Annotated in this window: 13 protein-coding genes; 4 read left to right on the top strand and 9 right to left on the bottom strand. The window is 68.2% G+C overall.

The window, feature by feature from the left end:
* The first annotated feature begins 86 nt into the window (after positions 1 to 86).
* A complete protein-coding gene (gene speA / locus PDM28_RS17740; RefSeq protein WP_311183055.1) occupies positions 87 to 1976 on the top strand; it encodes an arginine decarboxylase in 1890 nt (629 codons plus the stop codon).
* Positions 1973 to 2305 (top strand): DUF6122 family protein, encoded by a 333-nt coding sequence (locus PDM28_RS17735; protein ID WP_311184729.1) that lies wholly within the window; start codon positions 1973 to 1975, stop codon positions 2303 to 2305. Before speA ends, PDM28_RS17735 begins: the two co-directional genes overlap by 4 nt.
* Here PDM28_RS17735 and PDM28_RS17730 read toward each other — a convergent pair.
* From PDM28_RS17730 to PDM28_RS17720, 3 genes are read right to left on the bottom strand one after another with little or no spacing between them, the layout of a single operon-like run.
* Positions 2291 to 3616, bottom strand: a complete 1326-nt coding sequence (locus tag PDM28_RS17730; protein ID WP_102946128.1) for a sensor histidine kinase — start codon at positions 3614 to 3616, stop codon at positions 2291 to 2293. The genes PDM28_RS17735 and PDM28_RS17730 overlap by 15 nt on opposite strands.
* Positions 3613 to 4275 (bottom strand): response regulator transcription factor, encoded by a 663-nt coding sequence (locus tag PDM28_RS17725; protein ID WP_311183053.1) that lies wholly within the window; start codon positions 4273 to 4275, stop codon positions 3613 to 3615. Before PDM28_RS17725 ends, PDM28_RS17730 begins: the two co-directional genes overlap by 4 nt.
* A complete protein-coding gene (locus tag PDM28_RS17720) occupies positions 4275 to 4574 on the bottom strand; it encodes a PepSY domain-containing protein (RefSeq protein ID WP_102946149.1) in 300 nt (99 codons plus the stop codon). Before PDM28_RS17720 ends, PDM28_RS17725 begins: the two co-directional genes overlap by 1 nt.
* 120 nt (positions 4575 to 4694) lie before the next feature.
* On the opposite strand from PDM28_RS17720, the gene PDM28_RS17715 reads away from it, so the two are divergent.
* Positions 4695 to 5129 (top strand): PepSY domain-containing protein, encoded by a 435-nt coding sequence (locus tag PDM28_RS17715; RefSeq protein WP_311183052.1) that lies wholly within the window; start codon positions 4695 to 4697, stop codon positions 5127 to 5129.
* 6 nt (positions 5130 to 5135) lie between these two features.
* Here PDM28_RS17715 and PDM28_RS17710 read toward each other — a convergent pair whose 3' ends face one another.
* From PDM28_RS17710 to PDM28_RS17700, 3 genes are all read right to left on the bottom strand, one after another.
* Positions 5136 to 5636 carry a hypothetical protein gene (locus tag PDM28_RS17710; RefSeq protein ID WP_102946125.1) on the bottom strand — a complete coding sequence of 167 codons (501 nt, stop codon included), beginning with the start codon at positions 5634 to 5636 and terminating at the stop codon, positions 5136 to 5138.
* A gap of 87 nt (positions 5637 to 5723) precedes the next feature.
* Positions 5724 to 6938: an NAD(P)/FAD-dependent oxidoreductase gene (locus PDM28_RS17705; RefSeq protein ID WP_311183051.1), complete on the bottom strand. Its 1215-nt coding sequence runs from the start codon at positions 6936 to 6938 to the stop codon at positions 5724 to 5726.
* A 6-nt stretch (positions 6939 to 6944) separates the two neighbouring features.
* Positions 6945 to 7439 (bottom strand): lipocalin family protein, encoded by a 495-nt coding sequence (locus PDM28_RS17700; RefSeq protein WP_311183049.1) that lies wholly within the window; start codon positions 7437 to 7439, stop codon positions 6945 to 6947.
* Between the two features lie 205 nt (positions 7440 to 7644).
* Between PDM28_RS17700 and PDM28_RS17695 the strand changes: the two genes are divergently transcribed.
* Positions 7645 to 10050 carry a DUF3772 domain-containing protein gene (locus tag PDM28_RS17695; protein ID WP_311184728.1) on the top strand — a complete coding sequence of 802 codons (2406 nt, stop codon included), beginning with the start codon at positions 7645 to 7647 and terminating at the stop codon, positions 10048 to 10050.
* Between the two features lie 19 nt (positions 10051 to 10069).
* Here the strand turns inward: PDM28_RS17695 and PDM28_RS17690 are convergent, their stop codons facing one another.
* From PDM28_RS17690 to PDM28_RS17680, 3 genes are all read right to left on the bottom strand, one after another.
* Positions 10070 to 16087 (bottom strand): hypothetical protein, encoded by a 6018-nt coding sequence (locus PDM28_RS17690; RefSeq protein ID WP_311183048.1) that lies wholly within the window; start codon positions 16085 to 16087, stop codon positions 10070 to 10072.
* 111 nt (positions 16088 to 16198) lie between these two features.
* The gene (locus PDM28_RS17685; protein WP_311183046.1) at positions 16199 to 18301 is read right to left on the bottom strand and encodes a phosphoglycerol transferase I; all 2103 of its coding nucleotides are present in this window, start codon (positions 18299 to 18301) and stop codon (positions 16199 to 16201) included.
* A 162-nt stretch (positions 18302 to 18463) separates the two neighbouring features.
* Positions 18464 to 20104: an ABC1 kinase family protein gene (locus PDM28_RS17680; protein WP_311184727.1), complete on the bottom strand. Its 1641-nt coding sequence runs from the start codon at positions 20102 to 20104 to the stop codon at positions 18464 to 18466.
* Positions 20105 to 20269: the final 165 nt, after the last annotated feature.

Here is a 20269-nt window from a genome sequence, read left to right as displayed (position 1 = left end):
GTCGGGCGCGGGCGCGCATGATAACGGAGCTGTCGCCTGTTAGGCGTTATCATGCACCCCCTTTTTTACCAACCAGGCCCACTGAAATGACCGATTGGTCCCTCGACCAAGCCCGCAAGACCTACTCGATTCCGCATTGGGCGGATGGCTACTTCGACGTGGATCAGGCTGGACACATGGTGGTGAGACCGACTGGCCAGGACGGCCCGGTGGTGTCGTTGCCCAACATCGTGGACGCCGCGCGCGCGGGCGGGGCCAAGCTGCCGCTGCTGGTGCGTTTTCCGGACATCCTGGGGCAGCGTCTGGGCAAGCTGCAGGCCGCGTTCGGCCGGGCCCAGGCCGACTGGGACTACCCGGGCGGCTATACCGCCGTGTACCCGATCAAGGTCAACCAGCACCGGGGCGTGGCCGGCACCCTGGCCAGCCACCATGGCGAGGGCTTCGGCCTGGAAGCGGGCAGCAAGCCGGAACTGATGGCCGTGCTGGCGCTGTCGCGCCCGGGCGGGCTGATCGTCTGCAACGGCTACAAGGACCGCGAGTACATCCGGCTGGCCCTGATCGGCCGCAAGCTGGGCCTGCAGACCTTCATCGTGATCGAGAAGCCGTCCGAGCTGAAGCTGGTGCTGGAGGAAGCGAAGGCGCTGGACGTGAAGCCGGGCCTGGGCGTGCGCATGCGCCTGGCCTCGCTGGGCGCGGGCAAGTGGCAGAACAGCGGCGGCGACAAGGCCAAGTTCGGCCTCTCCCCGCGCCAGCTGCTTGACCTGTGGAAGTCGCTGCGCGACACCGAGTACGCCGACTGCCTGAGCCTGCTGCATTTCCACATGGGCTCGCAGATCTCCAACGTGCGCGACATCGCCAACGGCATGCGCGAAGCCACCCGTTACTTCGTGGAGCTGTCGCGCCTGGGCGCGAAGATCACCCACGTCGACGTGGGTGGCGGGCTGGGCGTGGACTACGAAGGCACCCGTTCGCGCAGCTTCTGCTCGATCAACTACGGGCTGGATTCGTACGCCGGCAACATCGTGCAGCCGCTGGCCAATGCCTGTGAAGAGCACGGCCTGACCCCGCCGCGCATCGTCACCGAGTGCGGCCGCGCGATGACCGCGCACCACGCGGTGCTGATCGCCAACGTCTCCGAGGTCGAAGAAGCGCAGGAAGGCCGCGTGCCGGACCAGCACGACGACGAGCCGGCGGCGATCCGCCACCTGCGCGAGATCCATGGCGAGCTGGACCAGCGCCCGGCGGTGGAGCTGTTCCAGGAAGCGCAGCACTTCCATGCCGAAGGCCTGGCCAGCTACGCGCTGGGCCAGATCGACCTGCCGCAGCGTGCGCGCATCGACGACCTGTTCTACGCCATCGCCCATGCGGTGCGGGCGCGCCTGAGCTATGACGAAAAGAGCCACCGCCCGGCGCTGGACGAGTTGAACGAACGCCTGGTGGACAAGTACTTCGTCAACTTCAGCGTGTTCGAGTCGATCCCGGATGCGTGGGCGATCGACCAGGTGTTCCCGATCGTGCCGATCGAGCGCCTGGACGAAGTGCCGCAGCGTCGCGGCATCATCGCCGACATGACCTGCGATTCGGACGGCATGGTGAAGACCTATGTCGAGAACGAGAGCCTGGATACCTCGCTGCCGCTGCATCCGGTGCGCCCGGGTGAAAGCTATCGCATCGCGTTCTTCATGGTCGGGGCGTACCAGGAAATCCTGGGCGACATCCACAACCTGTTCGGCGACACCGACGCGGTGGAAGTGCTGGCCGATGCCGATGGCTACGCCATCACCCAGCAACGCCGCGGCGACACCACCGACGTGATGCTGGACTACGTGGGCTACAGCCTGGCCGATCTGCGTGCCAGCTACGCCGAGCGCGTGGCCGCGGCGAACCTGTCGCCGGAGCGCGCGCAGGAGCTGTCCGAGGCACTGGAAGCCGGGTTGACCGGTTACACGTACCTGTCTGACGAGCCGCTGGTCTGAGCAGTCGCGCCATCGTCCACCTGTTCCTGCACGCCGCCATACCGGCGTTGCTGGCGTGGATGTTCTGGCGCAAGCGCTTCCTGTCGGCGTGGGCGCTGATGCTGCTCGGTTGGATCATCGACCTGGATCACCTGCTGGCCGATCCGATCTATGCGCCGAACCGCTGCAGCATCGGTTTCCATCCGCTGCATACGGCGCCGGCGATCGCGGTGTATGCAGGGTTGTGCGTTCCGAAGAAGACGCGGTTGTTCGGGATCGGGTTGATGATCCACATCGTGCTGGATGCGATGGATTGCTGGCTCATGCACGCGGGATCAGCCCGCGGGTAACACCAGCTCCGCCACCAACCCGCGCGTCCCATTCCGCAACACCAACCCGCCGCCGTAACTCTCGGCGATATCGGCCACGATCGCCAAGCCCAGCCCGCTGCCCGGCGCGCGCTGGTCCAGCCGCACGCCACGACCGAGTACCCGCGACAGGTCTTCTTCGGGCAGGCCGTCGCCGTCGTCGCTGACGGTGATCCGCAGCCGCTTGTCGGCCAGCGCAACGCCCACCTCCACCCGCTGCGCCGCCCACTTGCCGGCGTTGTCCAGCAGGTTGCCCAGCATTTCTTCCAGGTCCTCGCGCGCACCTGCGAACACGCCCGGTGCGTCGGCGGCGCAGGTGAACACCACGCCACGCTCGTCGTGCACGCGTTGCATCAACCCGCACAGCGCGCTGACCACCGGCGCCACCGGCGTGCGCTGCTGATGGTCGGCGGCCACGCCCAGTGCCAGGTAGCGGTCGATACTGGCCTGCATGCGTGCGGTTTCGCTGCGCAGCGTCTGCCGCCAGTCGGTGCCGGCACCTGCGGCTTCGGTGGAGAGCACCGTCAGCGGCGTCTTCAGGGCATGTGCCAGGTCTTCGGCACTGCGCCGTGCGCGCAGCACCATGCGGCCGTGGTGGTCGAGCAATGCGTTGAGCTCGGCGGCCAGCGGCGCGACTTCGCGGACCAGGCCCTGCTGCGGAAAACGCACGTCCTCGCCGTTGCGCACCTGCTCGGCAATGCGCCCGAGCTGCTTCAGTGGACGCAGCCCGTAATGCACCTGGGCGACCAGCACCGCAAACCACAACGCGATCAGCACCATCAGCGCCAGCGCGGTACGTTGCCGGAAGGCCGTGACCTGGGCATCCAGCTGGCTGCGGTCGGTGGCCACGATCACCCGCAGCGGCAGGGCCGCACGGGGCAGGGTGACCTGCTGCGCCATCGCACGCAGCGGCTGCTGCAGCGGGCCGGTGGTATCGAAGGACCGGGCCGGGCCGGTACGCAGCGTGGCCGGCGCAGGCAGCGTTTCGTCCCACAGCGAGCGCGACTGTCCCAGTGGCTGCCCCTGCGCATCCAGCAACTGCCAGTACGCACCGGAAAACACCCGCCGGTAACGCTCGCCGCGCAGCTCGTCGCGCACCTGCACGGCCCCCTGCGCGTCCACCTCCAGCAGGGCCAGCACCGCGAGCAGGTCCGCGTTGAGCTGCTGGTCCAGGGTGGCCTGCGCGGAGCGCTCGTACATCGCGCCCAGCCACCAGGTGGCCAGTGCCGAGACCAGCACCATGCCCCATCCACCGGCCAGCAGCAGGCGGCTGCGCAACGAACGGGTGTTCATGGGTGCGCCGACAGGCGGAAGCCCTGGCCGCGATGGGTGTGGATGAGCGTGCTGCCGAGTTTGCGGCGGATGCGGCCGATCAGCACGTCCAGGGTGTTGGAGTCGGGATCGAAGCCGGACTCGTAGACATGCTCGCCCAGCCGCGAACGGCTGATCACCACGTCCGGGTGGTGCATGAAGTAACTCAGGATGCGGTGTTCCTGCGGGCTCAGGGGCAGCAGCACGCCGTCCAGTTCGAAGCGGCCGGCGTTGACGTCCAGCCGCAGCGGGCCGCACTGCAGGCGCGGGCTGGCATGGCCGGCACTGCGCCGGATCAGCGCGCGCAGCCGCAGCAGCAGCTCCTCGGGCTGGAACGGCTTGGTCAGGAAGTCGTCGGCACCGGCGTCGAAGCCGGCCAGTTTGTCGTGCCAGCGCGTCCGCGCGGTCAGCACCAGCACCGGGAAATCGCGCCCGGCCTGGCGCCAGCGCTCGATCACGCTCAGGCCATCCAGCCCCGGCAGGCCAAGGTCGACCACCGCCGCGGCGATGTCTTCCACCTGGCCCTGGTACTCGGCATCCACGCCCTCACCGCTGTGCACCACCACGTACCCGGCGTCTTCCAGCAGCAGCTGCAGCTGGCTGGCGAGCAGGGCATCGTCCTCGGCAAGCAGGAGTCGCATCAGTCCTCTTCCATCTTGAGCAGGCGGCCGCTGGTCGCATCATAGTCCAGCTCCATTACCACGCCGTTGGGGCCGAGGATCTCGATCTCATACTCGCCGTCGTCCAGCTCCACTTCCAGCAGCTGCCCGGGGTAGCGGCGCAGGGCGTCGCGCACCACGGTTTCCAGCGGGACATAGCGGCCCTGTTTGACCGCCTGGCGCACGGCGTCCTGCTGGCGTGCGCCGCCGTCCAGCACCCGCATGGGGTCCTGGGCCGAGGCGCTCAACAACAGGGGCAGCAGCAGCGAGAGGGTATTCATGGCCATACGGTATACGCGGGGCCTTTAAACGGGTCCTAACAGCGGGCCTCATGCTCCGCTTAAGGGCGCTTGCCAGACTGGCGGCGCCGGGATGATCCGGTCACCTTCAGGAACACCCCCATGAACAAGCTGATCCTTGCCGCCGCGCTGGCGGCCACCTTCACCACCGCCCCGGCATTTGCCGCCTCCCTGAACGCCGCCGAGGTGCAGGCCAAGCTGAGCGCCGCCGGCTACACCCAGGTCATGGAGCTCGAGCGCGACGATGGCGTGTGGGAGGCCGATGTCATCCGCGCCGACGGCCGCCTGGCCGAAGTGATCGTCGACCCGGCCAACGGCGAGATCTTCGATCCGCTCAGCGGCCGTCCGATGCTGGAGGCCGGGCAGATCCTGAGCCTGGCAGGCAAGGCCGGATTGACGAAGATCGAGTCGGTGGAACGCGACGGCGCCACCTGGACCCTGGAAGCGCGCAATGCCCGCAACCAGCGCGTGGACGTGCGCATGAGCGGGCATGACGGGCGGATCATTTCCACCCAGCGCGACAACTGGTGGGATTGAGCCGGCTTACCAGCCAACCGGCGGCGGACCGCCCCAGAAACCGGGGCCGTAGCCGCCGTAACCCGCCCCATACGGTCCATAGAAGCCAGGGCCCTTGCCCTCGCTGATCTGGATGTTGAGGTTCATGTTGCGGGTCTTGCCTTCGTCGTTGGTGTAGTTCTTGTTGAGGTTCAACTCGGCCGCGTTGTAGTGCGTGTTGCCGAAGTTCTTGGCATAGCCGATGCCGGTGGTGATGCTGCCGTTGACCCGCAGCTTGTCGTCGACCACGTCGGCGATGCGGTTGCCGGCGGCATCGCGCTGGACCGCACGGCGACCGCTCTTGTCGCCATAGAAGGTGCCCGGCGGGTCGCCGCGCAGGCTGGGGTCGTTCAGGTACTGCAGTGGCTGCTGCGGCAGCGACAGGTCCAGGTCGGTGGCCGACTGCGGGCCGGTGGCACCGGCCGCGGACTGTGCCAGCACGACGCCGGGGGCCATCAGCAACAGCAGCAGGGAAAGCGGGCGGATCATGGTGGGCTCCGGGGCAAGGCAAGGCGGCCGACAGCGCTGACGCTAGCAGCCGTTGCTTGAATGATGCCTGTAGTGGCGCCGTTTGGGTCAGCGATCCAGGCGCTCGAACCCGAACAGGCCGGCCAGCGGGTGGCGGCGGCGCTCGATCCGGGCCCGCAGCAGTTCGGCACCGATCATCGAATAGGTGATGCCGTTGCCGCCGTAAGCCATGGCGAACAGGATCCGCGGTCCCCACTGCGGGTGCGGGCCGAAGAACGGCAGCCCGTCTTCGGTCTCGGCGAAGGTGCCCGCCCATGAGAAGGCGGGTTGCAGCGGCAGGTGCGGGAACAGTTTTCCCACCTGCTTGAGCAGGGTGCCGGTCTTGCCCGCGATGCGGCGGTCGCGCCGGGCGGGAATGTCCACCGCGTCGTCTTCGCCGCCGACCAGCAGCCGGTGGTCGCTGGTGCTGCGCATGTACAGATACGGGCGCGCCGACTCCCAGACCATGGTGTCGGCCAGCGGGCCGAGCAGGTCCGGGTCGATCGGGTCGGTGATGAAGGCGTAGCTGCTGCGGTTGCGCGCCACCTTCTGCTTCAGCCAGCGCTGTCCCGCATAGCCGGTGGCCAGCACGACGTGCCGGCTGCGGATGCGCATCCCTTCCGGGGTGGTGGCGGTGACCCCGCGCGCCGTCGGTTCCAGGCGGTGCAGCACCGTGCGGTCGTGTACCGCGCAGCCGGCCTTGGCCAGGCGCATCAGCAGGCGGTAGGTGAGCTGGTAGGGATCGACCCGCGCGGCCAGCGCGCTGAGGATGGCGCCCGGTGCGGGCACGCCGTACTCCGCCCGAACCGTTTCCGCGTCCAGCCAACGTACGTCGAAGCCGTGCTTCCGGCGCAGGTCGTACTCGTCCTGCAGCACCGGCCCGTGCCGGCGCTTGCTGGCGTAGTACAGGCTCTGCATGGGGTGGCAATCCACGCTGCGGAAGCCGGCGGCCACCGCGCGCAGCGCAGGAATCGCCTCTGCGCAGGCGCGGTAGGCCAATACCGCATCGGCTTCGCCGAAGCGCTTGGCCAGGTCGATCAGATGCGTATCGATTTCATACTGCAGCAGCGCGGTACTGGCGGCGGTGCTGCCCCAGCCGATGTCGCGCTGCTCCACCAGCACCACGTCATGGCCGTGCGCACACAGTTCATTGGCGATCAACGCGCCACTGATGCCACCGCCCACCACCAGCACGTCGCAGCTGCGGTCCTCGCGCAGCGGCGGGAAGGCATGCATCAGCCCGTTGCTGACCGCCCAGAAGGGATAGCCGCTCTTGAGGTCCATGCGCGATCAGGCAGTGGGATGGCCGGTGTGCGGAGTGCGGATCAGCGGGGTCAGGTCGAAGCCCTGCAGGCGCGCCACTTCCAGGTAGTGCTCGGCCGTGGTGGCATCCAGCGTGGGCTCGCGCCCCAGCAACCACAGATACTTGCGGTCCGGGCTGCCGACCAGGGCGACGCTGTAGTCCGGCGCTACGTGGATTACCCAGTAGTCGCCCTTGGTGAAGGGGATCCAGCGCAGGCCCGCCGGCAGGAAGCTCACTTCCAGGCGTGCGGGATCGTTGTCTACCCGGCGGGCCTCGCCCTCTGCTTCCTCCACTTCCCCATTGACGATGCAGCGGTTGACCACTTTGACGTTGCCATTGTCCTTCACCGAATAATGGGCGGTGACGTCGGTGCAGTCTTCAGGCTCGTGCCTGATCGGCAGCCGGGCCAGTTCGTACCAGGTGCCGACGTAGCGCGGCAGCTGCAGATCGGCAACGGTTTTCAGTTCGGCATGGGTGGTCATCGCGGGCCCCGTAGTGGAAGTGGACGCCACGATGCCGGGGCTGCCGCCATGGCCGGGTGAAGCCTGAACGATGCGATTTACACACGCATACTCCGTGTGAACAGGGCTCGGTTTATAGTCCCGGCAGGCGCGGTGGTCCGCGTGAACTCCAGGTGCAGGTTTGTCTTTCCGTCCTCGTAATTCCCTGCTGCGGCCGCTGGCCGCGATGCTGCTGAGTGTCTGGCTGTGCATGGCCCCCGGGGCCTGGGCGCAGGCCCCCGACGATCCCACCGCACAGCCCAAGGCGCAGCTGTCCCAGGCCGGCAAGGAACTGGACGCGATCCGCGACGCGCTGGCCGACGCCGAAACCCGCGAGACCCTGAGCTCGCTGTTCGACCGCGCCATGAAGGTGCAGCGCGACGCCGACGCCGCCCAGGGCGGCCTGCAGCCCGAGCTGGACCAGCTCGACAATCGCCTGACCCAGCTGGGCACCGTTCCGGAAGGCACCGTGGAGGCGCGCGAGCTGGCCCAGCAGCGAAAGTCGCTGACCCAGCAGCGCGCCGATATCGCCGCCGCGATCGCGCGCGCCAAGTTGCTGGCGGTGGATGCCAAGCAGCTGGGCGCGGACATCGAAAAGATGCGCGTCACCCAGTTCAGCGAAGAGCTGGCCCGCAAGGTCAATTCGCCGCTGTCGCCCACGTTGTGGCGGCAGTTCGCCAAGGACGTGCCGGCTGACCTGACGCGCTTGGGCGCGCTGTACCGGCAGGGCGAAAGCACCGCGCGCAAGGCCATTGCCCAGCACGGCTGGAGCGCGCCATTGACCGGGCTGGCTGTGGCGCTGTTGATGTTCTTCCCGCAGCGGCTGTGGTTGCGTGCGGCGGGTCGCCGCTACGCGGCGTCCGAGCGGGCGCCGGACGGTCGCCTGCGCCGCTCGGGCCTGGCGGTGTGGCTGCTGGCGGTGGGTACGCTGCTGCCCGGGCTGGCGGGGGTGGTGGTGGTGGGCTCGCTGGACGCCATCGGGGCCATTCCGCCGCGACTCCAGAACGTGGCCCTCATGTTGCAGGTGGCGACCTTCATCGCGGCCTTCATCACCGCATTGAGCGCTGCACTGCTGGTACCCAAGCGCCCGTCGTGGCGCCTGCTGAACCTGGACGACGCCGCTGCCTGGCGCCTGCGCAAATACGCCTGGGGTGCGGCCGGGCTGACCTGGATCAGCATCGTGCTGGTCGCACTGAACCGCGCCGCGCGCACCAGCACCATCACCACCGTGGCGGTCGATGGCCTGATCGCGATCACCTACATGGCGCTGATCATCGCCATCCTGGTGTCGCTGGCACGCCTGCACCGCCGCCAGACCGACGAGGCCGAAGCCAAGCTGGAAGCGCAGGCGCAGGCCGACCCGAATGCCAAGCCCAAGGGTCCGCCGCGCCGCAGTGGCTGGATCGTGGTGGCGCGGCTGGCCGGCCACCTGGTGGTGGCCGCGGCGGTTATTGCCACGCTGCTGGGGTATCTCAACCTGGCTCTGTTCGTGGGCCAGCAGCTGGTCTGGGGCGCAGTGGTGCTGATGGCCGCATCGCTGTTGATGAAGTTCGTCGACGACCTGGCCACGTGGCTGTTGTGCCCCACCAGCCGCGTGGGCCGCACCGTACTGCTGACCACCGGGCTCAGTGAATCGCGCGTCGTGCAGGCCGGCGTGCTGCTGTCGGCAGCACTGCGCATCGGCGTGATCCTGCTGGCCGTGATTGCATTGACTGCGCCGTTCGGCAACCTCAGCGCGCTGTACGGTGGCCTGGATACCCTGTCCAAGGGCATCAGCATCGGCGACAACATCACCCTCAAACCCAGCAACATCCTCTATGCGGTGCTCGCCTTCCTGCTGGTGTGGGGGGTGATGCAGGCGTTCCAGCGCTGGCTGAGCGACACCTACCTGCCCAAGACCGAGCTGGACGCCGGTGCGCGCAATTCGATCAGCACCGTGACCCGCTACCTGGGCATCATCGCGGCGGTGCTGTGGGCGCTGACCGCGCTGGGGATCGGCTTCGAACGCCTGGCGCTGGTGGTCAGCGCGCTGTCGGTGGGTATCGGTTTCGGCCTGCAGGCGATCACCCAGAACTTCGTATCGGGCCTGATCCTGCTGGCCGAGCGGCCGGTGAAGATCGGCGACTGGGTCAAGCTGGGCGACCAGGAAGGTGACATCAAGCGGATCAACGTGCGCTCCACCGAGATCCAGGTCGGCGACAAGTCGACCCTGATCGTGCCGAATTCCGAGCTGATCACCAAGACCGTGCGCAACATGACCATGGGCAACGCGCAGGGCCGGATCCAGATCCAGTTCACGGTACCGCTCAGCGCAGACGTGGCGCTGGTGCGGCAGATCCTGCTCGATGCGTACACCGACCACGTGGGCGTGCTGGCCGACCCGGCGCCGTCGGTGTTCATCGATTCGATCGCCAACGGCCAGGTGGCGATCAACAGCTTCGCTTACACCTCGGGACCGCGTGCGGTTTACGGCGTGCGCAGCGACCTGTACTTCACCATGCTGCAGAAGTTCGCGGCAGCAGGCATCGCGCTGTCGGCCCCGACCGACATCCACCTGGTCCGGGATCCGGCGCCACCTCCGGAAACACCCTGACCAGCGCCGGCGGCCGGTCTCAGCGATGGGCCGCCGGCACGCCCAGTGCGCGGTGGTCGGGCAGGATCACCACAGGCGGCTGCAGCTCGCCCTGTTCGTCGTCGGCGTCTTCGTCGGAGGCCTTGCCGCCCTGCTTGATCGGCTTGAGCGCCTTGCCCGGCGACACGTGCGGGGTGCGCGGGCTGCCGCCTACCTTGATCAGCATGCCGGCCGCGTTGCCGCCTTCGCCCAGCCGTTCCTGCAATGCCGGCCCGTACAGGGTCAGCGTGGCAGGGTCGACCAGGTGCAGGGTGCGACTGCCGCTGGCGATGGGCGGGGGCGACACCATTGCGCCGGGAATGCCATCCACGGTGCGCACCTTGATCTCATACAACGGCGAAGCGAGCGAGCTGCCTTCCTTTGCAATGGCCATGCCTTCGCGCATCGCCCAGCGCATGCCCAGGGCGCGGGCGGGCGGGGGTTGCCGACCCATCACCTTCCACAGGAAGCGCAGCCTGCCGCGCGCGGTGCGCTGGACCACGCTGACGCCCACGCGAAGCAGTGCCACGCTGCCGGCGGCCGGGTTGAGCGCGTCCACGGTGCCGCGGCCAAGCACCTTGGAGAGCTCGGCAAGGCGCGGCACGGTGAGCTTCATCCCGGGCCTGGCCAGCACCTTCACCATGCCGCTGGCCACCGGCCCGACCACGATGATCGCTTCCAGGTATAGCCCGAAGGCGGCCATGGCGAACTCGTTGCGGTTCTTCGACGAGATCCGGCGCAGGTTCTCCACGAACGGCACGATGAAGTCCACGGCGCTGAGCCAGAAGGGCGCGCCACCCAGGTAGATCTCGTAACCGGTCAGGGCCATGCCCTCGCCTTCGAAGCTTTCCCTGTCCAGCCAGAAGAACCCGTACTGGACCGGTTCGATCAGCGCATGGAACGGTGAGCGGGTGACATTGTCGCGGTCGCCCGTGCGGGGAGGCACCAGCAGCGGCTCGACGATCACGTTGGAGAGCCTGCCGGCGGCAGGTGCCTTGTCGCTGGCATACGCGTCCCAGTCCACTGGCAGCGGCGTGCCGCGGCGGACGTGCACGGTGGCCATGTTGCCGCTGCGCAGGCGAACCTTGCGCTTCTGCAGTTCGCCGCCGAGCGGCAGGGCCCCGTCCAACGGCAACGGCACGATCCGGCTCTGCAGCGGGAACAGCTGGAAGTGGCGCAGCTGGCCGGTCATGTTCAGGGTATACACCACGCCGAAGCGGCCACGATACGGGTCGGTGTCGTTGCGGGTTTCCTGCCGGGCTTCCAGGTCGGGCTCATGCGTGCGCAGGGTGAACACCTGGACATCGCCGCGCCGCAACGCATCGCGCTCTTCTTCGGGTCGCTGGTACAGCGCCTCTTCGATCAGCACGCCGTAGCCACGCTGCGCGTTGCGGAAGTACGCGTCGAAGCGACGCTGATAGCGCGCGTTGATGTCTGCCAGGCGTGGCAGCGTCGGCTTCATGCGCGCATAAGCGTTCTGCAGTGCGGCCTCGTAGCGGGGATTACCCTGTGCGTGGTTGAGCGGCGTGTCGGGAACGAAGGTGCGGCACGGCCGCCAACGGTCGCTGCTGTTGCGCAGCGCACCGCCAGCCACCAGCTCGAAGAACGGGAAGCTGCGGCCGAAGTGGTTGTCGTCGTGGCAGAGCAGGAAGCCGGTGGAATTCCATGCATGTTCGGCGAGCACCCCGGGGAACCGCGGAAACAGCCGGCGGATTTCCGCCTCCACCAACGGCATGCGGTAAGGCAGCGGGGCCAGTACGTCGGCTACCGCGCGCTCGATGTCGGCCACTCGATGGTCGAAGGCCAGCAGGGCCGCCTCGATGCGCTCGGCGCGGCGCATCGGTCGCGAAGATCCCCGGTCCAGCTGGCGGAACACGTACCAGTCGTGGGTTGGCAGGCGTCGTGCCTGCAGGGTCAGCCGTTTGACCAGCTCGGGCACGTCCTTGCCCTCCATCAGGTCGGCCGAAAGGGTCAGCAGTTCACTGAACCGCATCTGCTGCGACAGTCCGCGACGGATGCGCTCGGCCAGGTGCACCCCCGCGACGAAATGGATCGAAGCGATGGTGTTGGCATACACCAGATTGGGCGGCACATCGCGCGTCAGCAGTTCCGGCGCCGCGTCCTGCAGGGCCAGTGTCGTCGCCATGCCGAGCATCGAGGTGGGAACGCGCCCCATGCTGCGCAGGTAATCGAGGAAGTCCAGCCGGATCTCGGCGAAGGTGCGCCCCCAGTTGGACGGCTTGTGCAGGCGGTAGCCCAGCAGCACCCGCGCATCGCGGTTTGAGGGTGGACCCAGGTCCAGCACGATCGCCACCCGCATCAGGCTGGCCAGCAGCGTCGGCGAGGTGGGCGCATGGAGGCTGCCCTGGTACCAGCCGAGCGCGCGCAGCAACGCGGTCTGCAGCACCTCCGCGCGCGGCGTACGCGCCATGGCGGCGACAAAATGGCTGGCACGGTGCACCTGGTCCCAGGCCATCTCGCCGCGTTCGACCAGCGGCCGGGCGAGATACTCCAGCAGGGTCTGGTCGCCAGGAGCGCGCTGCGCAAGGAAGTCAGAAGTGGTGGCGCGAACCTGGGCAAGGTCGCTGGCATCCAGTACATCCCACGCATGCAGCAGGTCCGCGCGCATACCCAGCCGCAGTTCCGCCAGCAGGCGCTCCACGCAGCGTGCCGCACCGTCGTAGTGGGTTTCCTCTTCGGGCCCGCAGCCGCCATGCGCGGTCAGGATGTCCGATACATTGACCCGACCGTCGGAACGGACCTGGCTACCCAGCTGGTACGCGACCGCGCGCAGGGTGGCCAGCTGCGGTATGGCGTCAGGGTCGTGCTGCCAGGTGTCGTTGCGGTCGAGCGGATGCAGCACGCCTGCCGCATCCTGCACAGCCACGTTGCCTTCGACATCCACGCCCAGCCAGCGCGGCACCAGCTGCCGACGCTGCAGCGTGGCCTGCAGCCCAGGCGAGGCCAGCAGTCCGGCGAAGGCATGGAGTGCCGGATGCAGGTTTGTCGTAGTAGCGGTGCCCAGTGCGGCACGATGGTCCTCGCCGGTTGCGTCGGGGTGATGCGTGAGCAGCTGGGCGAGATCCTGCAGCTCATTGCTCGCCTGGCGCCAGGCCGGTTGCATCGGGGTTTGCCGCAGCCAGCGCTCGTGCACCCGCGCGATGGCCAGCAGCAGGCGGGCCTGTGTGCAGAGTACGGGCATCGCGCAGGGTGCTGTCGAGAGCGGCGGCAACGCGCCGTGGAACTGGAGGGCATTTGCCAGCGGTACCGATGTACCGGGCGAGAACCGGCCGAACCGGTCGGTCATGCGGTAAAGCGCTTCCAGCCAGTCCGACAGCGGAGGCGCCATGCGGCTGGCCAGGCCGTCGGCGATGATCACGCTGCGCCCGCCGCCGCGCACCTGTGCGGTGAGCCCGTCGGTCCCTACCCGCAGGGTAGGGAAGGTGGCGTTCTGGCGGCGCATGTCCAGCCAGATCACAGGCTGCTCGTAGACCTGGCGAAGCTGCTGCTGTGCCTTGCGCCATGCTGCCAGCAGCGGCGAGGACGCGGTGGGCGCCAGGCTCTGCTGTTCAAGCGCTTCCTCCCAGCTGTGGGGCCGTGCATCGAAGCGCTCCCACAGGTGGTTCAGCAGCCGCTGGTGATCCTGCTGCGCCAAAGCGTCGGTGCGTTCGTCCCACTCGACCTCCACGCGACGGGGTTGCGGCATCGGTGGCGGAGGTGGCGCCAGTTGCCGGTCGAGCGCGGCCAGGCAGGCGTCGAACGGTGCGTCGTCGATCGGCGCCGCAGGCAGCGGTGCGGCGTAGTAGGCCAGCATCTCCGGCATCCGCAGCCGACCATCCGAGCGCACCGGGGCATGCAGCAGGGTGGAGAGGCCGCGCAGCAGGCTGTCGATGGCGGCCAACGCCGCAGGCGGTTGGCCGGCGTCGAACAGCGGTACGGCGCGCGTGTCCTGCAGGCCGCGGGCCAGCACTGGACCGTGCGCGGGATACTCCAGTTGGGCCGGGTCGGCGTGGTGGTGCCAGCACAGCGCGATGACCTCGGCGTGCTGGGACACCTGCAGCAGCAGGCTGCGCGCCAGTGCCATGTTGTGGCCCAGGTGCGAGCGCGGATCGGGCCGCCAGCTGCGCCAGATCGGTTCCAGCCCGCGGATCGGCGCTGCTTTGAGCTGCCGGACCTGGTGCTGAAGCTCCCGAAGCATCGTGGTTTCGTTGGTCGTGGCGGTCTGCCCGTCGGGCAACTGCAGGCGCCGCTCCAGCTGCTGGATGGCGCTGTCGATCGCGAGCGGTCGCTGCGTGCTGGTGGACATGGGGTGGCCCAGGTAGAACCCCAGCGCACAGTCGAGGCGGCCGGGAACGGCATTGTCGAAACAGCCGCCAGCCGTGCGCACGCTGCGCTGCAGGTCCAACAGCAGCACTTCGGTGGGCGTCGACCAGGTGTTGATACCGTCCGCATCGAACTGCGGATGCAGCTGGATCACCGTGCCCGAGGTCGCCCGTGCGGCATGCACCTGGCCGTCGGCCACCCGTATCGTCGAGGGCGGCGTGCGCTCGGCGTACAGACGTTGCTGGAAGTCGTCCTGGCGGTAGAGCCAGCCCAGCTGCTCCCGTATGGCCAGCAGCGCCACCGCGAACGGTGATCCGATCGCGGGACTGAACGCGGTATGCGGAATGGTTACGCTGCCTTGGGTGACGGCGGCATCGCGCAGCGTCCAGAGCGACTCGATCAAGGCGACCTGGTCCTGTGCCGCCGCTTCGTTCTGCCCCGTTGCCCACGGATCCAGCGAACGCGTCGGTCGTCGGGGCGCTTCGCGCCGAGTGTCGACGTCGCGTGGTTCTCCAGCCCGCATCAACGGTTCGAACCGCGCGCTGCCGGTGCGGGGCGCCGACGTGGCCGCAGCATTGAACGCCCACACAGCCAGGCCGGCACCGGCCGTGGCGGTGGCCACGCCGGCCGCCAGGGCTACACCCCGTCGCGGCCCGAACTGCCGCGCCAACGCAGGCACGGTGGCTGCGCCGGCCATGGCCACAGGCAGCGCAGGGTGCAGCAGCTTCGTGGAGGCAGATGCACCCGTGGCGGCGAGCGCCGTGCAGTGCCGGGGCGCCGACGCGGCATCCGGGAGTTCGGACCTGGCAGGCTCGAACAGCGCGCGTGCGCCGGTGCCGACCCGGTCCAGCTGGTCGAGCGCCGCGGGCAATCGCGCCAGGCGCTGCCCGGTCGTCGTGGCCGGCGCTGCGGTCGGCTGCTGCCGGAACCATAGGGCCCACGCCGTGCCGAGCAGCAGCAGGCGCAACGGCGTGGACGGCAGTTCCAGTGTCCGGTGCAGCATGCGATGTCCGGAAGCGGCCTGCTGCAGCACGCCCTCCAGCCAGTGCGGCAGCAACGCGATCAGCGGTTCGACCCACGCGCCACCGCGCAACGAGGGCAGCGGCAGCTGGCACAGCCACTCCAGCCAGGGCAGCACGCGCCGCGCCTGCAGCACCTGTGGCAGCGCCGCTGCCTGCTGCGACCACGCCAGCAGGCGCGCGCCCTCCGGCCCCAAAGCTGCATTGCTGACGGCATACAGCGCCATGCCGGCCGCGCGCCTGCACTGCAGCTGGCCCAGCCCGCTGAGCAGGGCCGCTACGACCCGGGCACATTCCCGCTGCCACGCGTCCGCCACCGGCATCGGCACGGTGGGCTGGGCGGCAAGCGCGTTGTCGAGCGCCGTGGGTCGGGCTGGCAGCGGCGCATCTCTCAGCGCGGCTGCCAACAGCGTGCCCAGCGCGTCTGGCGACGTGGCGGCAAGCGCTTCATTGAGCCGCGCTTCGACCCGGGCGAGCTCGGAAGGAAGCAGCGGGCAGCGTCGCAACAGGCGCGTCAGCGCAGGGGACAGTGGGACGTCGGTCGTGTCATTGCCATGACCCCACGCCCCATTGCGCAGGCTGACGGGCGCAACGCCGGGTGTCGGTTCCATCGGTGCAGGAACAGCAACGGGCGGCGGCGCCGAGGTGCGGCCCGCGCCCTGCAGTGTGCCCAGCATGATGTGCTCCCCGGATCGACAGCGGCGGGCGCCGATTCTGCCGATCCAGCGTCGATCAGGCTGTGCGTGTCATCGCAGAACGGGCGCGCTGTACAGCCCGCAGCGCCACTTTCAGCCGCGATTGCCACGTCGTGACGGGATCAGCGCAAACGTGTCCACCGCCAGCTTCTCGGCATGGTTCAACCAGGCGCGGATTTCCAGGTCATCCACTTCGTGGTCCAGCCCGACCGGCACCGTGATGCGGCCGTCGGCATCGGGCTGTACCCACTGCTGGGCCACCACCACCTTGCGCTTGGACGACACCGCTTCGATCCAGAAGCCGCGGTCGGGCGACTGTTTCGCGACCAGCTGCAGCATGTACTGGCCGGCGCGGGTGCGGCGGCCCTTCTGGGTAATCATGTGCGCCTGGCGGATGCTCGGGCGCGGGCCGTTGAACGGGTCCAGCGGCGCGTCCACGGCGAAGCCCTGGCGCAGCTGGTCGTCGCGATACAGCTTGATGCCCTTGTCGCGATTGACCAGCATTGCGCACCAGTCGCCGTCGGCCGAGCCGTCCTCGAAGGCGGTGCAGCGATCCACGTACGCCAGTGTGTTGGCCGGGTCGGCCAGGTCGAACTGCTTGGAGGTGTTTTCCAGGTAGACCGACTTGAGGTCCCAGGTCTTGTCGTACTCCAGCAGCACCGGCGGCTGCACGTGCTGCAGGCCGATCACCACCTGGTTGTCCTCGTCGATGCGCAGCTGGCGGGTCTTGTCGCCCAGCCACAGCGAGCGCGAGAAGGCCAGGTAGCGCGGGAAGTCCTTGCCACCCTCGCGGAACGCGGCGGCACTGGCGCTGTTGGACTGCTCCGGGTGCAGCAGCGAACGGCCAAAGCCGATCTCGCCGATCCCGGGGTCGACCAGGCTGAGCAGGGTAGCGCCCGAATCCAGGGTCGAACCATTGCGCGCGGCCAACTGGCGCGGCGCGATGTCCTTGCCCAGGAACAGCAGCAGGTTCTCGCGCGTCTGCCTGGCCAGGATGTGACTCAGGTCATTGGGCATGGCCAGGTGGTCGGAGGCGATCACGATCAGGGTGTCATCCCCGTAGGCGCTGGCCTGGATGCGGTCGACCAGCTTCGAGATCAGCACGTCGGTGCACTTGAGCGCATTGAGCATGCCGATGTTGCCGTACTCGCTCTGGTAGCGGGTGCGCTTGCACGCCACCGGCAGGTGGCCGGCCGGGTGGTGGGTGTCCATGGTCAGGGTGGTCAGCATGAACGGCTGGCCGGCCTTGGACAGCTGCATGAAGCGGTCGAAGGCCTTGTCCAGCAGCACATCGTCGTGCACGCCCCACGGCGAGAAGTGCGAACGCGCGATCTTCTGCTGCTTGAACCACGCCAGGTCGTCGACTGCGTCGAAACCGTGCGTGGCCAGGAACTGGCCCTTGCCGGCAAACAGCCCGTTGGCGCCGCCCATGTAGTGGTTGGTGTAGCCCTGCTGTTTGAGGTAGTCGCCCAGGCACACTGCTTCGGGCAGGAAGCTGCCCATGCGGTCCATGCTGTTCTCATCGCCCTGCGCGGTGGTCAGCGGCACGCCGCACATGGACGACACCAGTCCGGCGATGGTCCAGCCGCCCCCTTCGGCCGACACCAGGCCGCGCACGTCCAGCGACTGGCCGGCGAGGCGGTTCAGGTTGGGCATCAGCCCCGGAAATGCGGTTTCATCCAGATAGGTGCGTTCCAGGCTTTCGCCGTAGATCCACACAATGTTGCGCGGCGTACGCAACGCCTGCTGCAGGACGCGATACTCCGGCGCCACCATGCTGTAGTCGACCGGACGCGTCTGCTGGTAGAGGCGCTGGCCGTCGCGGTACAGCGGGCTGACCCCGATCGCCACCACCCACAGCGCAAGGAATCCGGCAAACACGCTGCGGCCGTGTGCGGTGCGGTGCCAGCGCTTGATCCGCGGGGTGAGCAGCGGCAGCAGCGAAAGCAGGACCAGTGCGATGAAGCCGGCGATGTAGCCCTTGAAGTCCGATACACCGGCGCCTTCCATGTCGGCGCCAAGGTGGTACAGCGTTGCTGCATTCAGTCCGTCCCCGGACAACTTGTTGATCAGCCACCACGCGCTGAGCGCCAGCAACAGCACCGACATCAAGCTGGCCTTCCACCATGCCCAGCGACCCGAGGCGAGCAGCAGCCAGGTGAGCAGCAACAGCGACAGCAGCAGGATCCAGGGCATAGGCATCATCGGCAGCGGAGACGAACCGGCTGCCAAGCACACCCACATGACAGGCAGATGACCCGATCATGCATGCACGAACCTGACTGAAATGTTTGTTGAAAACGCGCGCTGGATGCCTACACCGCATCGTGTTGCAAAGGGTAAAGCGCGCGTGAAAGCTCAGCGATGACCGCGTTCTTCCCGCGAGCGCGCACGTCGGTCGAACAACAGTGCGCTGAGGATGATGCCGAGCCCGAGGATCACGCCGATCAGCATCAAGGTGAATGCGATCGCGGGATAGCCGAAGAAATGCCAGCCGGTATCCACCTTCATCATCAACGCCGCAGCAAGAATGAGCGCGGCAGTGACGATGCCCGCCGACACCCGGTTGGCGATCTTCTGCAGGTTCTCCATCAGGCGCGATTCTTCCAGCCCAGTCACCTTCATCTGCAGGCGGTTCTCGGCCAGCAGGGCGAGGATGTCGGACATCTTGCGCGGGCCTTCGCGCAACAGCTGCTGCACTTCCATCGCCTCACTGGCGAGGTTGGCGGCAGAGAGCGATTTCTTCAGGCGAGCACGCATCACGTGCTGCAGCTGCCGTTCGACGATGCGCCGGGTGTCCAGGTCGGGCGAGAGCAGCCGGCATACGGCTTCCAGGTTGAGCAGCGCCTTCCCCAGCAGGCTCAGTTCGGGCGGCGTGCGCAACCCGCTGGCGGTGGCGATCCGCACCAGGTCCAGCACCACGCGGCCCTCGGAGAACGTGCCGCTGGCCGCATAGCGCGCGATGACCTGGCCGGTCTCGCGCAGGTAACGCTCCTCGTCGAAGGCTTCCAGGCGCGTGCTGATGCCGATGATCTCATCGGCCACTTCCTCGCCGCGTCCGTCGACGGCGGCGAACAGCAGCTTGAGCAGGCGCTCGCGCAGGCGCGGCGGCATGTGCGCGACCATGCCCAGGTCGAAGATCGCCAGGCGGCCGTCGGGGGTGACCCGCAGGTTGCCCGGATGCGGGTCGGCGTGGATCTCCCCGTGCACGAAGATCTGGTCGATGTAGCCCCGGATCAGGGCGGCGGCCAGCGGTGCCATCGGTTCTTCGGTGCGGCGCACGTCGGGGATCATGTCCACGCGCACGCCCTGCGCCAGTTCCATGGTCAGCACGCGGTGGCTGCAGTAGTCCCAGATCGGCTGCGGCACCCACAGCGGCTTGAACGGACGCAGGTGCTGGCCGAAGCGCTGCAGGTTCTCGGCTTCGGCCTGGTAGTCCAGCTCCTGCATCAGGGTCTTGGCGAATTCGTTGAGCCAGTCGCGCAGGCGCACCCGGCGGCCCACCTGGGTCAGGTGGTCGGCGGCCAGCGCGAAGCTGCGCAGCACTTCCAGGTCCGAACGCAGCTGTGCGGCCACTTCCGGCTTCTGCACCTTCACCGCGACCTCGCGGCCGTCATGCAGCTGCGCGCGGTGCACCTGCGCGATGGAGGCGCAGCCCAGCGGCACCGGGTCGAAGCTGGCGAACAGCTTGGATACCGACGCGCCCAGTTCCTGCTCGATGATGCCGTAGACGCGCTCGACCGGGATCGGCGCCACCTTTTCCTGCATGCGCTCCAGCGCGGTAGCGAATTCCACCGGCACCATGTCCGGGCGGGTGGACAGCATCTGCCCCAGCTTGACGAAGGTGGGGCCCAGCGATTCCAGGTCGGTGACGAACTGCTCCGGATTTCCTTCCGGCGGCAGGTCGTGGACGGCGCGTGCGTCCAGGTTCATGCCCGAAAACACGCCCGAGTGCCGGTAGCGCAGCAGCAGGCGCAGGATCTGGCTGCGGCGGTTCATGCCTTTGACCAGCGAGGGTGAGCCGGGGACGAGGGGCGTGGTAGTCAAGCAGGGCTCCGGGGCGATACAGACCCGCAGTGTCGCCGCCGGGAAGTGGTGGGCTGGTGAATCCCGGCGATCTTCGACGAACGCGGCCGGATCGGGCAGAATCGCTGCCACCCTTCG

The organism is Stenotrophomonas aracearum (genome assembly GCF_031834615.1).
In the GTDB taxonomy this organism is placed as follows: Bacteria; Pseudomonadota; Gammaproteobacteria; order Xanthomonadales; family Xanthomonadaceae; genus Stenotrophomonas; species Stenotrophomonas aracearum.
The sequence above is the reverse complement of the archived record's forward strand: the minus strand, read 5'-3'. Positions and strand labels throughout refer to the sequence as shown.

What these genes read in the sequence shown, in the direction of transcription:
- speA (WP_311183055.1), top strand. Translation starts at nt 87, where the DNA reads ATGACCGATTGGTCCCTCGACCAAGCCCGCAAGACCTACTCGATTCCG.
- PDM28_RS17730 (WP_102946128.1), bottom strand. Translation starts at nt 3,616, where the DNA reads ATGAACACCCGTTCGTTGCGCAGCCGCCTGCTGCTGGCCGGTGGATGG.
- PDM28_RS17725 (WP_311183053.1), bottom strand. Translation starts at nt 4,275, where the DNA reads ATGCGACTCCTGCTTGCCGAGGACGATGCCCTGCTCGCCAGCCAGCTG.
- PDM28_RS17720 (WP_102946149.1), bottom strand. Translation starts at nt 4,574, where the DNA reads ATGAATACCCTCTCGCTGCTGCTGCCCCTGTTGTTGAGCGCCTCGGCC.
- PDM28_RS17715 (WP_311183052.1), top strand. Translation starts at nt 4,695, where the DNA reads ATGAACAAGCTGATCCTTGCCGCCGCGCTGGCGGCCACCTTCACCACC.
- PDM28_RS17710 (WP_102946125.1), bottom strand. Translation starts at nt 5,636, where the DNA reads ATGATCCGCCCGCTTTCCCTGCTGCTGTTGCTGATGGCCCCCGGCGTC.
- PDM28_RS17705 (WP_311183051.1), bottom strand. Translation starts at nt 6,938, where the DNA reads ATGGACCTCAAGAGCGGCTATCCCTTCTGGGCGGTCAGCAACGGGCTG.
- PDM28_RS17700 (WP_311183049.1), bottom strand. Translation starts at nt 7,439, where the DNA reads ATGACCACCCATGCCGAACTGAAAACCGTTGCCGATCTGCAGCTGCCG.
- PDM28_RS17695 (WP_311184728.1), top strand. Translation starts at nt 7,645, where the DNA reads ATGCTGCTGAGTGTCTGGCTGTGCATGGCCCCCGGGGCCTGGGCGCAG.
- PDM28_RS17690 (WP_311183048.1), bottom strand. Translation starts at nt 16,087, where the DNA reads ATGCTGGGCACACTGCAGGGCGCGGGCCGCACCTCGGCGCCGCCGCCC.
- PDM28_RS17685 (WP_311183046.1), bottom strand. Translation starts at nt 18,301, where the DNA reads ATGCCCTGGATCCTGCTGCTGTCGCTGTTGCTGCTCACCTGGCTGCTG.
- PDM28_RS17680 (WP_311184727.1), bottom strand. Translation starts at nt 20,104, where the DNA reads ATGAACCGCCGCAGCCAGATCCTGCGCCTGCTGCTGCGCTACCGGCAC.